Source organism: Pseudomonas sp. Colony2 (assembly GCF_019382755.1).
In the GTDB taxonomy this organism is placed as follows: Bacteria; Pseudomonadota; Gammaproteobacteria; order Pseudomonadales; family Pseudomonadaceae; genus Aquipseudomonas.
The window spans coordinates 1442619-1456431 of the sequence record NZ_CP080030.1; the positions used below are offsets into that span (position 1 = coordinate 1442619).

The window sequence follows — 13813 nt, forward strand, 5'->3', positions numbered from 1 at the left end:
GATCTTGATCTTAAGCGCCCCGTTAAACCACGCTGGCCGAACGCAGGCTTTGGAGCGTGGGTAACCCGGCAGGACGCCGGGTTAGCCGTCCTGGGCCAAGGATGGCCCATGACGGCGGCCCACGGTCCAAAGCCGGAGTGAGGGCACACCGAGCCTAGGCGAGGTGCCGAGTGGTGGGGCAAGAGCGTTTTGCTTACTTTTGCGCTGTTCAAAAGTGAGCCGCTGTAAGAGCGGAACCGATATAAGCCATCACCCAAATAACGGATATACACCCCACCTCAGCAACAAAGCCTACGCCGTCTTCCCGGTATGGTTATTCAGCGAAATAACCTTGGTCTTCCCAATCCGGTGACGATAAATCTCACGCAGGTACTTGATCGCCTTCTTCACACAATCCCGCGACAGACGAATATCGTTGATCGACACAAACTTGTCCTTGTCGTTGATCAACTCACGATACTTCTTCTCGTACATCGGCTTGATCGCATACCAGTTGGTATCCAGGATCTTCGCCGGGTTCTCGAACTCGTTGAGCAGCTCATCAATCCGGTCTTCATCAAAATCCTCATGGATGATGAAATCCAGGATCGAATTATCCAAGGTGTCATCAAACCGATACGGATTACGCGCAAAACAGCGCTTGATAAATGCCACGATCAACGTCAAAAAATCATCCGACAGGCACGGGCTTTTAGCGATCAAGGTCGTGAGCGACAAGTTGGCCGACGCCCCGATCACCAGCGCATACCGTTTGAGCGTCGTATTGGGAAACAGGCTGTTGAGGTGCGTCTTGAGGCGATTCAGGTCCATATAGGACAGCTTGTAATCCTTGGGCAACGACACAATCGACACCACCGACGAGCAGTTCTTGAAGAAGTGCAAGTCATGCAACGCCGCCGCGTCATAGCCGGAATTCTTGTACTGCTCCAGGGAGGCCTTGTACCGCTTGGACTCAATCGGCAACAGGCTGATGCCTTCGATCGCCTGGGTCACCTTGTTGAAGTGCGGCAGATCAATGGAACGGAAAAACAAGTCGTCGATGTTCAGCCGCTGCGGCTCTTTTTCGAACACCTTGAACTTGTCGCTCGAAGGCGCCGGCGTTTCCGGCACCACCGATTCGGCATAGGCAATCGCTACCGGGCCGGCCAGGCTCATGAACAGGTCGTTGGCATCCAGGCGGATGGTCTCGCCAATGTCGATCCCGGCGCGACGGAAATAGTTCTGGTCGTAGTCGGTGGTAACCGCCTGGGCCGTCAGAATGTTGAAGATCTGCTGCGAGATGTACTGGTTGGCGTGCTTTTCCATGGCATTGACATCAATGTTCTGGATGTTGCCGTCATCGCTTTCCTCGGCGTAACGCATGATGTCGTTGGAGATCAACATCATTGCGTTCCACGGTCGGATACGGCCTTTCACGCTGGCTTCGCTGCTGTCTTCATTGTCGAAGTTGTACGAGAAGTCCCATTCTTCCGATAGGTATTTGCACAACAGCCGCCCGGCGTTGATGTGCAGCGCCTCGGACATTTCGCTGCGGTGATCGGAGATGTTCGGCAGCACACAAATCCCGCTGGTGAAGATCGGCTCGAACACGAAGGCGTGACCGCTTTTGCTGTCATGTTCATCGGCGGGCTTGGTGTCGAACGTCTTGTTCATGTACGAGTGCTGCTGGGCCAGGCCGAACTCCGAGGCCATGCCTGAACCGGTACCGCCGCCGGCACTGAAGATCGAGAAGTACAGGCGCGACTGGTTGGCCTTGATGCCGCAGGAGTCGATCAGGTACGAGTGGATCATCTTCCAGTCGGGGCTGGAGAAGCGCTGGGTGTCTTTGTTGAGGATGATCTTGGCCAGGTACTGGCCGAGGATCGGCGCGTTACCGGCGCCGCCGGCATGGACTTCCGAGAGGTCCATGATTTTCATCTTGCTGTAGTCCCGCAGGAAACCGCTTTTCTCACCCTTGCGCGAGAAACGGATGCGCCCGGCAATGTCCTTGTCCAGGTCGCCCAGCATCACCAGCGGCTCGACCAGGAACACCGGTTTGGTGCCCTTGTTCGAACCCAGGCGCAGGTTGTTGCGAATCCACTGGGCGGGGCGGTAGCCCTTGTCGGTGGATTTGTCTTCGTTGCTGAATTCGTTGAGGTAGAACTTGCGGGCGTTGTACACCAGCTCTGCCACATCCAGGGCAATGTTGGAGCCACAGCGGCCCAGGCCGATCAGGCACACCGAGGGGAATTCCTGCTCATTGCGCAGTTCACCGTCGACTTCCAGGTGCGGTGCGCGCGGGAACACCATGTCGCGCAGGCCGTCGAGGTTATCGAGGATGCGGTCGGTGTTGGTCTCGGTAAAGTACAGGTACTGCTGGGTGGCCAGTGGGCGGGCGGTGCTCAATGACTTTGAACCTGAGGGTTTTTCCGCAGGGGCTGTCAGCAACACGTCGGATACCGCAGTGGCAGAGTTATTTTTAGAAGTCATTGTGCGCCATGTGCCTGGACGGATGGCTGAGTAAGTATCAAATAGCCATCACAGAATGAGAGATCGCGACTTTACAGTGCGTCCGGGTCTTGGGCGATAGGGTTTAACCCTAGGGTTTTAAGGGGAAAGCCTGGCCGGACTCTGATGAATCGGCCGTTCGTCGGAGTTCTTTAGTGAAATGATGGCGATTTGCCAAATTTTCGGCGTCAGCGAATTGGCCGAACGATGGACGCCGGGCCCGCACGACCCGAAGGCGGATCTTTCGGCGCGGGGTCACCCCCCGTCAGGCCCAGCAGGCTGAACATGTTGTTCTGGTCCAGGCTGTTGATCACCGCGCTGATATCACTCAACGGCACCGCAGCGCTGAGCAGGTAACCCTGAACAAAATCACAGCCGTGTTTTTGCACCACTTCAAATTGTTGCAGGGTTTCCACGCCCTCTGTCACCACCTGCAGGTGCAGGGTGTGGGCCATGCCGATAATGGCCTGGACGATCTCGATGTCGGCGTTCGACTTGGGGATATCCTGGATAAATGAACGGTCGATTTTCAAGGTGTTCAACGGCAGGCGCTTGAGGTAGGCGAGGGACGAGTAGCCGGTGCCGAAGTCGTCGATGGACAGCGACACGCCCAGGGCGCGGATTTGCCGCAGCAATGCCAGGGTGCTGCTGATATTGCCCATCAGCGCGTTCTCGGTTACTTCCAGTTCCAGGCGATTGGCCGCGATCCCGCCGAAGCGCAGGGCGTTTTCGATCTCATCGGCCAACTCGTCACGCGTCAGGTTGAGGGCCGAGCAGTTCACGGCCATGACCAATTCAGTGTGGCCTTGCTCCGACAGCAGGCTCAGGTCGTGGCAGGCCTGGCGCAGTACCCAGTGATCCAGTTCGGCAATCAGCCCGTTGCTTTCGGCAATGCCGATGAACCGGTCCGGGGTCAGCAGGCCATGTTGGGGGTGTTGCCAGCGCACCAGGGCTTCGAGGCGCGTGACCCTGCCTTTTTTCAGGTCAAGTATCGGTTGGTAAAACAGCACCAACTCGTTCTTGCCCCGCAGTGCGGCGCGCAGTTCCTCTTCCAGCTGCAGTTCCAGGAAGGCCCGGGTTTTCAGGTTGGAGCTGAAGAAGTTCAGGCTATTACGCCCGGCATCCTTGGACTGATACAGCGCCAGGTCAGCGGTCTTCAGCAGCTCTTCGCTGGTTTTGCCGTCTTCGGGAAACAGGCTGATGCCGATGCTGGTGGTCATCACCATGCGCCGGCCGGCCAGTTCGATGGGGTCTTTCATTTTCTGCATGATGCGCTGGGCCATGTGCCGCGCTTCATCGCGGTGATGGATGCTGATCAGGATGCAGAATTCGTCACCGCCAAACCGCGCGACCACGTCGTCATGGCTGCGCACCGAGCTTTTGATATGGCCGGCCAGCACCGTCAGCAGTTCGTCGCCGGCGTCATGGCCGAGGCTGTCGTTGATGCGCTTGAAGTGGTCGATATCCAGGAAGATCACCGCCAGCATGCCGTCGGTGGCGGTTTTTTCCGCGAGTTTCTCGGCGAAGATCTGGTTGAAACCACGGCGGTTGAGCAGGGTGGTCAGGGCATCGTAATGCGCCACCTGTTGCAGCGAGGCGCGGGCCTGGTCCAGTTCGGTGAGCAGGGCGTTGACCCGGCGCAGGTCGGTTTCCTTGTGTTGCAGCTTCTTGTCCGCGAGGGCAGCACTGATGCTGCTGCCAATCACCAGCAGGGCGATGACCGCCACCAGCAGCCCCAGTTGGACCGGGTTGTTGTCCACCGGCAGTGCCGACTGTACGAGGTCTTCGGGTACCAGCAGCTGCATGGCCGCCATGCCGGTGAAGTGCATGCTGATAATGCCCGCGCCGAGCACCAGGCTGGCCGCGTACTTGAGCAATTGATGGAACATGCCGGTGCCGTTGCGCAGGTACAGCGACAGCAGCAAAGCCGCCAGGCTGGCGCCGATCGCGATCAACACAGAGGCGAGGAACAAGCCAGTCTCGAAATACACGCCCGCCTCGGAGCGCATGGCCGACATGCCCACGTAGTGCATCAGCGCAATACCCAGCCCCATCCACACCGACGCCAGCACATATTGGTGGGCGCGCAGCCTTGGATGACTGAGGGTTTGCATGGCGAACAGCGCCGCGATCAGGGCGATCAGCAGCGAGGCGAACGTCATGATCAATTCGTAGTGAATCGCGATAGGCGCCTGGAAGGCCAGCATGCTGATGAAGTGGGTCGACCAGATGCCGCCTGCCAGGCAGCCCGCGCCTACCCAGCGCCAGTGCCGTTGAGCCTTGGGGTTGTCGACATGGCCGACCCGCTCGGCCATGTCCAGGGTGCCGAAGCCCGCTGCACACGCCACTACATACGCCAGTAGCACCAGAAAGGGGTTATGACTGCAATTGAGTAATAAGTGCCCACTGTCCGGAAGGTCGGTAAAAAAATGCAAACCAAGCCATTCCATAGCATGTCCCGTCACAGAGTTTTAGTCTGACTGCGTGTTTCAGTATAGAGAGCGTGAGCGAGTTACAAGGATTGATGGCAGATTGCTTCTAATTATTTGGCGATGAGTTTATAAACAACTAGAACCAAATGATTAGGGATGACCGGCCGGGTCGCCCGATGGAGTGACATCAGACTTACGAATCATTACAGACAATCCCCACGAGGCTGACTAGATTGCAGGTTCCGGGCTCAGGATGCGTCTGGCATCGCGGCTCACATAACAATAAAAGAGACGGACCCATGCAGAACTCGACCCAAGCGGCGAATGCCTGGCGCATTCTGTTCCTGCTGTTCCTGGCCAACCTGTTCAACTTTTTCGACCGCACCATTCCCGCGATCATCATCGAGCCGATCCGCATGGAGTGGCACCTCAGCGACTTCCAGCTCGGGATCATCGGTACCGCGTTCACCATCGTTTATGCAATTGCCGGCTTGCCGCTGGGGCGCCTGGCCGATACCGGCTCGCGCAGCAAACTCATGGGCTGGGGCCTGGCGGCGTGGAGTGGCCTGACAGCGGTCAATGGTCTGGTGGGCAGCTTCTGGACCTTTTTGCTGGTGCGCATGGGCATCGGTATCGGCGAGGCCAGTTATGCGCCGGCGGCCAACTCGCTGATCGGTGACCTGTTTCCGGCCCACCGCCGTGCCCGGGCCATGGGGATCTTCATGCTGGGCCTGCCCTTGGGCCTGTTGCTGGCCTTCTTCACCATTGGTGCGATGGTCAAGGCGTTCGACAGCTGGCGTGCGCCGTTCTTTATTGCCGCGGTGCCGGGGCTGATCCTTGCGGTGTTCATGTTCTACATCAAGGAACCCAAGCGCGGCGCGGCGGAAGCCGTGCAAGTCTCCCAGGAGAAAGTCGACCGGCCGATTCGCCGGGTGCTGGCGGTGCCGACATTCCTCTGGCTGGTGCTGGCCGGGTTGTGCTTCAACTTCGCCACCTATGCCTGCAACTCGTTCCTGGTGCCGATGCTGCAGCGCTATTTCCTGCTGCCGTTGCAGGATGCGGCAGTCGCCACCGGTGTCATCGTCGGTATTACCGGCCTGGTGGGCCTGACCCTGGGTGGCTGGATTGCCGACAAGATCCATCAACGCATCGCTAACGGCCGGCTGCTGTTCGCGGCGTGCAGTTTGATTATCTCTACAGTGACCACTGCCTGGGCGTTGCACGCGGGGCGGATCGAGATTGGTGTGTTTGTGGCGCTGTTCAGTGTCGGCTGGCTGTTTGCCTATAACTTCTACACCTGCGTGTACACGGCGATCCAGGACGTGGTCGAGCCGCGCCTGCGGGCGACGGCGATGGCATTGTTCTTCGCCGGCTTGTATTTGCTGGGCGGGGGCATGGGGCCGATTGTGGTGGGCGGGTTGTCGGATCATTTTGCCCATTCGGCGATGTATGCCGACGGTGCCCAGCAGATGACCGAGGCTTACAAGGCGGTGGGACTGCATGACGCCATGTACCTGATTCCGGTGGCGCTGTTTTTGACCATGCTGTTTCTGTTCCAGGCGTCCCGCAGTTTTGTGCGCGATGCTCAGCGGATGAAGGATGGGTTGGGGGTGGTGGAGGTGCCGGCTACGGCGGTTACTGCCTGAGACCGAGGTGACGCCTTCGCGAGCAAGCCCGCTCCCACATTAGACCGCATTCTCAAGATGGAACTCGGTCAAATGTGGGAGCGGGCTTGCTCGCGAAGAGGCCATCAATAACAACGATGTCTCAAGTGAATAAAAAAGGCCCGCATTGCGCGGGCCTTTTTGTTTGGCAGGGTAGGGCGGCGAAGTTAGCCCGCGACCAACACCCGAATCGCTTCCAGTCGCAGCGCCGCCTTGTCGAGCATGGCCAGGCCTTGCTCGCGCTGTTGGCGCAGGGCAACCAGTTCGCTGTCGCGCACGGTCGGGTTGACCGCTTGCAACGCGGTCAGGCGCGCCAGTTCTTCGTCGGTATCCGCCGCCAGGCGCCGTTGAGCCTCGGCCACACGCTCGGCGTGACGCGGGGCGATCTTCTCTTCACCGGCGTTGATCCGCGGCGTCAGCTGGTCGCGCTGGGCCTGCACGAACTTGTTGGCGCTGGCCCGCGGCACGCTTTCCAACTGGTCATTCAAGGTCAGGAACGACACGCGGCCCGACAGGTCATTGCCATTGGCATCCAGCAGGCAACGCAGTGCCGCCGGTGGCAGGTAACGGCCCAACTGCAGCGAACGCGGAGCAACCACTTCGCTGACGTAGAGCAGTTCCAGCAACACGGTGCCCGGCTTGAGCGCCTTGTTCTTGATCAGCGCCACGGCGGTGTTGCCCATGGAACCGGACAGCACCAGGTCCATGCCGCCCTGCACCATCGGGTGTTCCCAGGTGATGAACTGCATGTCTTCGCGGGACAGCGCCTGGTTACGGTCGTAGGTGATGGTCACGCCTTCGTCGTCGCCCAAGGGGAAGCTGGCGTCGAGCATTTTTTCGCTGGGCTTGAGGATCAGCGCGTTTTCCGAATGGTCTTCGCTGTCGATGCCGAAGGCGTCGAACAGGGTTTCCATGTAGATCGGCAGGGTGAACTGGTCGTCTTGCTCAAGGATGGCTTCCACCAGCGCATCACCTTCACCGGCACCGCCGGAGTTGAGCTCCAGCAAACGGTCGCGGCCGGTGTGCAGTTCGGCTTCGAGGCGCTCGCGCTCGGCACGGGCTTCGTCGATCAGCCCTTGCCACTCGCCGTCGTCGGCGTTTTCCAGCAGCGGCAGCAGGCGCGGGCCGAACTGGTGCTGCAAGGCGTTGCCGGTCGGGCAGGTGTTGAGGAACGCGTTCAGCGCCTCGTGGTACCACTGGAACAGGCGCTCTTGCGGGCTGGTTTCCAGGTACGGCACGTGCAGTTCGATTACATGTTTCTGGCCGATCCGGTCCAGACGGCCGATCCGCTGTTCCAGCAAGTCCGGGTGGGACGGCAGGTCGAACAGCACCAGGTGGTGGGAGAACTGGAAGTTGCGGCCTTCACTGCCGATTTCCGAGCAGATCAGCACCTGGGCGCCGAATTCTTCGTCCGCAAAGTAGGCGGCAGCGCGGTCGCGCTCGAGGATGTTCATGCCCTCGTGGAACACCGTGGCCGGGATGCCGGAGCGCACGCGCAGGGCGTCTTCCAGGTCCATGGCGGTTTCGGCGTGGGCGCAGATCACCAGGACTTTGGTGCGCTTGAGCATCTTCAGCTGGTCGATCAGCCATTCGACGCGCGGGTCGAAACGCCACCAGCGTTGTTCTTCATCGACGTCCGGCTGCGACTGGAAGCTGACTTCCGGGTACAGCTCGGCGTGCTCGCCCAGGGGCAGCTCGAGGTATTCGTCCGGGCACGGCAGCGGGTAGGCGTGCAGCTTGCGCTCCGGGAAACCTTGCACCGCGGCGCGGGTGTTGCGGAACAGCACGCGGCCGGTGCCGTGGCGGTCCAGCAGTTCGCGGACCAGGCGGGCACTGGCTTCGGCGTCGCCATCGTTGACGGCGGTCAGCAGCGCTTCGCCTTCGTCGCCGAGGAAGCCCTGGATGGTCTTGTGGGCGGCGGGCGAGAGACGGCCCTTGTCCAGCAGTTCCTGGACGGCTTCGGCCACCGGGCGATAGTTTTCGCTCTCGGCGCGAAAGGCGTGCAGGTCGTGGAAACGGTTCGGGTCCAGCAGGCGCAGGCGCGCGAAGTGGCTGTCCTGGCCCAGTTGCTCAGGGGTTGCAGTGAGCAGCAGCACGCCCGGAATCACTTCGGCCAGTTGTTCCACCAGCGAGTACTCGGGGCTGGCTTTTTCTTCGTGCCAGACCAGGTGGTGCGCTTCGTCGACCACCAGCAGGTCCCAGCCGGCCGCGAACAGCGCGTCCTGGGCCTTCTCGTCGTCCACCAGCCATTCCAGGGCCACCAGCGCGAGCTGGGTGTCTTCGAACGGGTTGGTGGCATCGCTTTCGATAAAGCGCTCTTCATCGAACAGTGCGACCTGCAGGTTAAAGCGGCGGCGCATTTCCACCAGCCACTGGTGCTGGAGGTTTTCCGGCACCAGGATCAACACGCGGTTGGCGCGACCCGACAGCAACTGGCGATGGATCACCAGGCCGGCTTCGATGGTCTTGCCCAGSCCCACTTCGTCCGCCAGCAGAACCCGCGGCGCGATACGGTCGGCGACTTCACGGGCGATGTGCAATTGGTGCGCGATCGGTTGCGCACGCACGCCGCCCAGGCCCCAGAGCGAGGACTGCAACTGGCGGCTGGTGTGTTCCAGGGTGTGGTAGCGCAGGGAGAACCAGGGCAGCGGGTCGATCTGGCCGGCGAACAGACGGTCGCTGGCCAGGCGGAACTGGATGAAGTTCGAGAGCTGGGTTTCCGGCAGGGTGACCTGCTCGTTTTGCCCATTGAGGCCGTGGTAGACCAGCAGGCCGTCGACGTCGTCGACTTCTTGCACGGTCATTTTCCAGCCTTCGAAATGGGTGATGGTGTCACCCGGCGAAAACCTCACGCGGGTGAGGGGCGCATTCCGTAGCGCATACTGGCGAGTGTCGCCAGTGGCCGGATAGAGCACGGTTAACAAGCGGCCGTCCTGTGCCAGAACGGTGCCTAACCCCAGCTCTGCTTCGCTGTCACTAATCCAGCGTTGCCCCGGTTGATACTGCTGCGCCATGCTGCCTGACTCCCGCCGTGAAAAAGCCGACTATTCTAACGGAACACGGCTTCCAGACCAAAAGGAATAGGTGCAGCTTCGAGCTTTAAGCTACAAGCGGCAAGAAAAAGGGCGGTATCTTCGTCGGATAGATGACGATTGGTTCACAAGTTGGCGGCTTGACGCTCAAGTCGTCACCCACGCAGCCGACAGTCTGCTGAACAGGAGACTAATAATATGCTGCCACCCATGCTGCCCTTGAGTGTTGTGCCGGTCACGTCGCAGCTTGACCCGGTGCGCCAGAAGCCGGATATCCCGCCCGTGGCGCCGGTTCAGCCAAGCTCCAACGAAAGTACCATCGACTTGCAAAAGCGCGATCCCGAGGAAGCGGCTTTGCTGCTGCGCGAGGAGCAGCGTCGCCAGCAGGAACAGCAAAAGCGTCGCCGCGAAGCCGATGAAGACTCGCAGGAGCACCTGGCTGTTCCCGGTGACGTACTCAACGCCGACAACACCGTGCCGGTGGTGCCGTTGATTGAAGACGCACCACGGCAAGGCTTGTGGGTGGACGTCGAGGTTTAATCCCGCAGTTCGCGCAGGGCGGCGATCAGTTGCTCGATGTCTTGCGCCGTATTGAGGTAGCTCACGGAGATTCGCGCCACGCTGTCCAGCTCGCGGGCCTGCATGTCCAGTGGAGTGTAGGGCACGCCATTGGCACCGATATTGATCCGCTTGAGGCCCAGGCGGCGCTTGAGCTCGAAGGCGTCCCAGCCGGCCAGGTTGAACGCGATCAGGCCGGACTGGTTTGCGCTGGTTCCCAGGTCATGCAAGGTAATCCCGTCGATTCGGCGCAATTCTTCACGGATTGTGTCGCTTAACAGCCGGACCGTCTCGCGTACCCGCTCGACCCCCAATCGATTGACCTCCAGCAACGCATTGCCCAGGCCTGCCAGCAAGGCGAACGACACTTCGCTGGTTTCAAAGCGCCGGGCGTCGTTGCGCAAGTCAAATCCCGCAGGGCTCCAGGGCGCCGAAAACACATCGCGTTGGGCCGGGTTCAAGCGCTCGAGAAAATCCGGCCGCACATAGAGCAGGGCGGTCCCCCGTGGGCCGCGCAGATGCTTGCGCCCGGCGCCCTTGAGCACATCGCAGTGCAGCGCTTGCACATCCACCGGCACCTGACCGATGGCTTGCCCGGCGTCGATGAAATAGGCAATGCCATGACGCCTGGCCAACGCGCCGATGGCCTCGGCCGGGTTGATCAAGCCGCTGTTGGCGGGGAGCCAGGTCAGGTCGATCAACCGCACCCGGGCGTCGAGCATGGCTTCCAGGCCGGCGATGGATACCGCGCCGGTTTCATCGCAGGGGATCACTTCTACTTGTGCACCCGATTGCACGGCCGTCTGCATGCTCGCCAGGTTGCCGCCCCATTCGTGGCGGCCCACCAGAATGCGGTCGCCTGGCTGCCACGGGCCCAACGCCTGGAACGCCATGCTCCAGGCGGTCGAGCCACTGCTGGCGAAGGCAATCGATGACACGGGCGCATTGAGCAGTTGCGCGGCGGCGCGACGGGCTTTTTCTGTCAGCAGTGCGCCGTGTTCGCCGGCCTCCATCGGGCCGTCGCGGGCTTCGCGCTGCAACTGGTCAATGATTGCATCGAGCGTCCCTTGGCTGGGCAGGGAGGCCCCGGCGTGGTTGAAGTGGACGATGCCGGACTGGCAGCCCGGCGTTTCGTCCCGCAGCTCCCGGACCTCGGTCAGGGATAGCGCAGTCACGGCTGCAACTCGAAAATCGCGTCGATCTCCACGGCTACGCCGCCCGGCAAGCTGGCGACGCCCACGGCCGTACGGGCATGCCGGCCTTTGTCGCCGAGGGCGTTGACCAGCAAGTTCGAAGCGCCATTGGCGACTGCACCCTGGCGCTGGAAATCACCGCTGCTGGCGATAAATACGCCCAACCGAATGATGCGCACCAGCCGCGACAGGTCATCGCCAAGGGCATCGCTTAATTGTGCCAGCAGGCCCAACGCCGCGAGTTCGGCGGCCTTGGCGCCTTCGTCTTCGCTGATGGATTCGCCGAGTCTTCCGATGTAAGTCGGCTTGCCGTCCAGCAGCGGGATTTGGCCGGAGATGAACAGCTGGTTCTGGCTGATCACGTAATTGACGTAGTTGGCAATCGGCTGGCTGGGTGTCGGCAGGCTCAGGCCGAGGGCTTGTACGCGTTGTGAGATGGAGTGGCTCATGGTGAATCCTCTTGGAAAGAGTCTTCAGCATGGGCGGGGCGATTTTCGCCGACAAACGGATAGATTTAACTCGACGTATCGAAATAACTCATGCGTCGGCACAGATTTCCCGCAGCCATTCACTGAAACAAGCGGCCGCCGTGCTGGTTTCGCCATGCGGGGCAATCAGCCAGTAACCGATCTCGCTTTGATAGGGCGGCCAGTCGAAGGCCTCCACCAATGTGCCTTCCTTGAGCCTGCGTTCGATCAGGCGGTGGCGGCCCATGGCGATGCCCTGGCCGGCGACGGCGGCTTCGACCACGATGTTGTAGTCGTGCAGCAGCGCCTTGGGGTAGTGCTCCACATCCACCTGATAATGCCGGGACCAGTCGGTCCACTCGAAAGGGCGGTGCGAGGTGGCCATCAGCAGCGGGCCATTGGCCAGTTGGCTGGCCTTGAACGCAGGGCTGCAGACGGGTGACAGTGTTTCGCTCATCAGGCGCGTGGCCTGCACGTCGGTCCAGTCGCCCTTGCCGTAGCGAATCGCCAGGTCGACCTCGGCGGCGGCGACATCTGCCAACTGAATCGCCGGCACCAACTCCACCTGGATGTGTGGGTAGCGGCTAAGAAACCCCGCCAGGCGCGGTGCCAGCCACAAAGTGGCGAACGAGGCGAGCAGGCCGACGCGCAGTACGCTGGTGGCGGGCGGTGTTTGCTGCTGGCGGGTGGCGGCGGCGATGGTGTCGAGGGCGGGGCGGATCTGGTCGTAGTAGTGTTGGCCGTCTTCGGTCAGATCGATGGCGCGGGTGCGTCGGATAAACAGCGGTTTGCCCAGGTGCTGTTCGAGTTTCTGCACTTGATGGCTGAGGGCGCTTTGGGTCACTGACAGCTCGGCGGCGGCCTTGATAAAACTCAAATGCCGGGCCACGGCCTCAAAGGCGCGCAAGGCCAGGAGTGGGGGAAGGTCCTTGTGCAGTGCCACGTCGAACGCTCTGTGTGAGGGGTGGGATGGGGGGATTTTGCGGGCAAATGCGCGGGATGACATCGATTTTGTTTACGCGGGATTGGCGCAGGACGCATTATTGGGGCATCCAAGCCATTACGTAAGCCAAGCCATGAGTGACGATGACAAGCTGATTGACCTGAATGCCGAACGGGCCAAACGTGTTCATGATCTGAATGACAAGCGACTGAATGAAGTGCGCCAGGCGTTTGAACAGGCGATGCCGTTGGGGAAGCCCAAGAAAAAGCCGAAAAGCAAACCGAAAAAGCGTTGATATAGCCTGCATCGTTTGATGCAGGTCAGTTATTTCCCTTCTTTACGCTCCGTCGCGGGCGACATTGATCCTCGTCAATTTCTTCTTTCGTCTTCTTGGTTAACTTAGCCCTATCGCAACAGGGCAAGTGCAGGAGGCCGGTCATGTTTTTCGATAATGTGGTGTTTGCCGGAGTGCTGACGGTTGGCCTCATGGTGATGTTCTTTGTAGGGTTTGGAATTTTTATCTGGAAAGACGCTAATAAGCGTAAGAGGCCTTAGGTCTTTTCGGATACATGAGCACGCAAGGCATTTTGGGCGACTTCGGTCGCCTTTTTTTTGTTTTGGATTTTTTGTTTTGGATTTTTTAATTTGTGTACATATCCGTTGCTGCGGTAACGGCTACTTATGGTTTCGCTCTTACAGCGAGTCACTTTTTTACAAACGCCTAAAAAAGTAACCAAAAAACGCTTTGCCCCACCACTCGGTGCCTCGCTTAGGCTCGGCATGCCCGCACTCCGGCACGGCTCCGCGGGCCGCCGCGACGGGCCATCCATGGCCCGGCGCGGCTAAATCGGCATCCTTGCCGATTTACCCGCTCCACCGTGCCTACTTGCGGCCATCGTGGTTGACGGGGCCCGCAGATCAAAATCAAAAGCAGATCAAGATCAAARGCACKCAGCCTCGCTGGYGCTCGACAGCTGCTACGGGYGGKGTGGCTCTGCTTTTCTGTRGGAGCTGGCTTGCCGGCGATGCAGACACCT

At 60.3% G+C, this 13813-nt stretch carries 11 protein-coding genes; 4 read left to right on the forward strand and 7 right to left on the reverse strand.

The genetic code is table 11. The annotated features are described in order from the left end of the window. Nucleotides 1-291: 291 nt before the first annotated feature. The gene (locus tag JV201_RS06075) at nucleotides 292-2469 is read right to left on the reverse strand and encodes a hypothetical protein (RefSeq protein ID WP_023659116.1); all 2178 of its coding nucleotides are present in this window, start codon (nucleotides 2467-2469) and stop codon (nucleotides 292-294) included. 206 nt (nucleotides 2470-2675) lie between these two features. Continuing rightward, nucleotides 2676-4937: a bifunctional diguanylate cyclase/phosphodiesterase gene (locus tag JV201_RS06080; RefSeq protein ID WP_008430421.1), complete on the reverse strand. Its 2262-nt coding sequence runs from the start codon at nucleotides 4935-4937 to the stop codon at nucleotides 2676-2678. Between the two features lie 281 nt (nucleotides 4938-5218). Here JV201_RS06080 and JV201_RS06085 point away from each other — a divergent pair, with 281 nt between their 5' ends. Beyond that, entirely contained in the window at nucleotides 5219-6565 is a 1347-nt protein-coding gene (locus JV201_RS06085) for an MFS transporter (protein WP_219406629.1), read from the forward strand. Nucleotides 6566-6750: 185 nt separating this feature from the next. Here the strand turns inward: JV201_RS06085 and rapA are convergent, their stop codons facing one another. Continuing rightward, nucleotides 6751-9597 (reverse strand): RNA polymerase-associated protein RapA, encoded by a 2847-nt coding sequence (rapA, locus tag JV201_RS06090; protein ID WP_003210909.1) that lies wholly within the window; start codon nucleotides 9595-9597, stop codon nucleotides 6751-6753. Nucleotides 9598-9813: 216 nt separating this feature from the next. On the opposite strand from rapA, the gene JV201_RS06095 reads away from it, so the two are divergent. Further along, nucleotides 9814-10155 carry an aspartate-semialdehyde dehydrogenase gene (locus JV201_RS06095; RefSeq protein ID WP_219406630.1) on the forward strand — a complete coding sequence of 114 codons (342 nt, stop codon included), beginning with the start codon at nucleotides 9814-9816 and terminating at the stop codon, nucleotides 10153-10155. Here JV201_RS06095 and JV201_RS06100 read toward each other — a convergent pair. From JV201_RS06100 to JV201_RS06110, 3 genes are all read right to left on the reverse strand, one after another. Beyond that, nucleotides 10152-11348, reverse strand: a complete 1197-nt coding sequence (locus JV201_RS06100) for an aminotransferase class V-fold PLP-dependent enzyme (RefSeq protein WP_219406631.1) — start codon at nucleotides 11346-11348, stop codon at nucleotides 10152-10154. The two genes, JV201_RS06095 and JV201_RS06100, sit on opposite strands and share 4 nt — an antisense overlap. Next, nucleotides 11345-11815, reverse strand: a complete 471-nt coding sequence (locus JV201_RS06105) for a RidA family protein (protein ID WP_003210913.1) — start codon at nucleotides 11813-11815, stop codon at nucleotides 11345-11347. The genes JV201_RS06100 and JV201_RS06105 overlap by 4 nt, the downstream gene beginning before the upstream one ends. Before the next feature lie 88 nt (nucleotides 11816-11903). After that, entirely contained in the window at nucleotides 11904-12776 is an 873-nt protein-coding gene (locus tag JV201_RS06110; RefSeq protein WP_102368259.1) for a LysR substrate-binding domain-containing protein, read from the reverse strand. A 37-nt stretch (nucleotides 12777-12813) separates the two neighbouring features. Here JV201_RS06110 and JV201_RS06115 point away from each other — a divergent pair, with 37 nt between their 5' ends. Both JV201_RS06115 and ccoM read left to right on the forward strand, forming a co-directional pair. Then, nucleotides 12814-13071, forward strand: a complete 258-nt coding sequence (locus JV201_RS06115; RefSeq protein WP_146014684.1) for a hypothetical protein — start codon at nucleotides 12814-12816, stop codon at nucleotides 13069-13071. Between the two features lie 143 nt (nucleotides 13072-13214). After that, nucleotides 13215-13331 carry a cytochrome c oxidase subunit CcoM gene (gene ccoM, locus JV201_RS30030; protein ID WP_003210916.1) on the forward strand — a complete coding sequence of 39 codons (117 nt, stop codon included), beginning with the start codon at nucleotides 13215-13217 and terminating at the stop codon, nucleotides 13329-13331. Here the strand turns inward: ccoM and JV201_RS06120 are convergent. Continuing rightward, on the reverse strand, nucleotides 13328-13558 hold the full coding sequence (locus tag JV201_RS06120) for a hypothetical protein (RefSeq protein WP_219406632.1): 231 nt from the start codon (nucleotides 13556-13558) through the stop codon (nucleotides 13328-13330). The two genes, ccoM and JV201_RS06120, sit on opposite strands and share 4 nt — an antisense overlap. Nucleotides 13559-13813 lie beyond the last annotated feature (255 nt).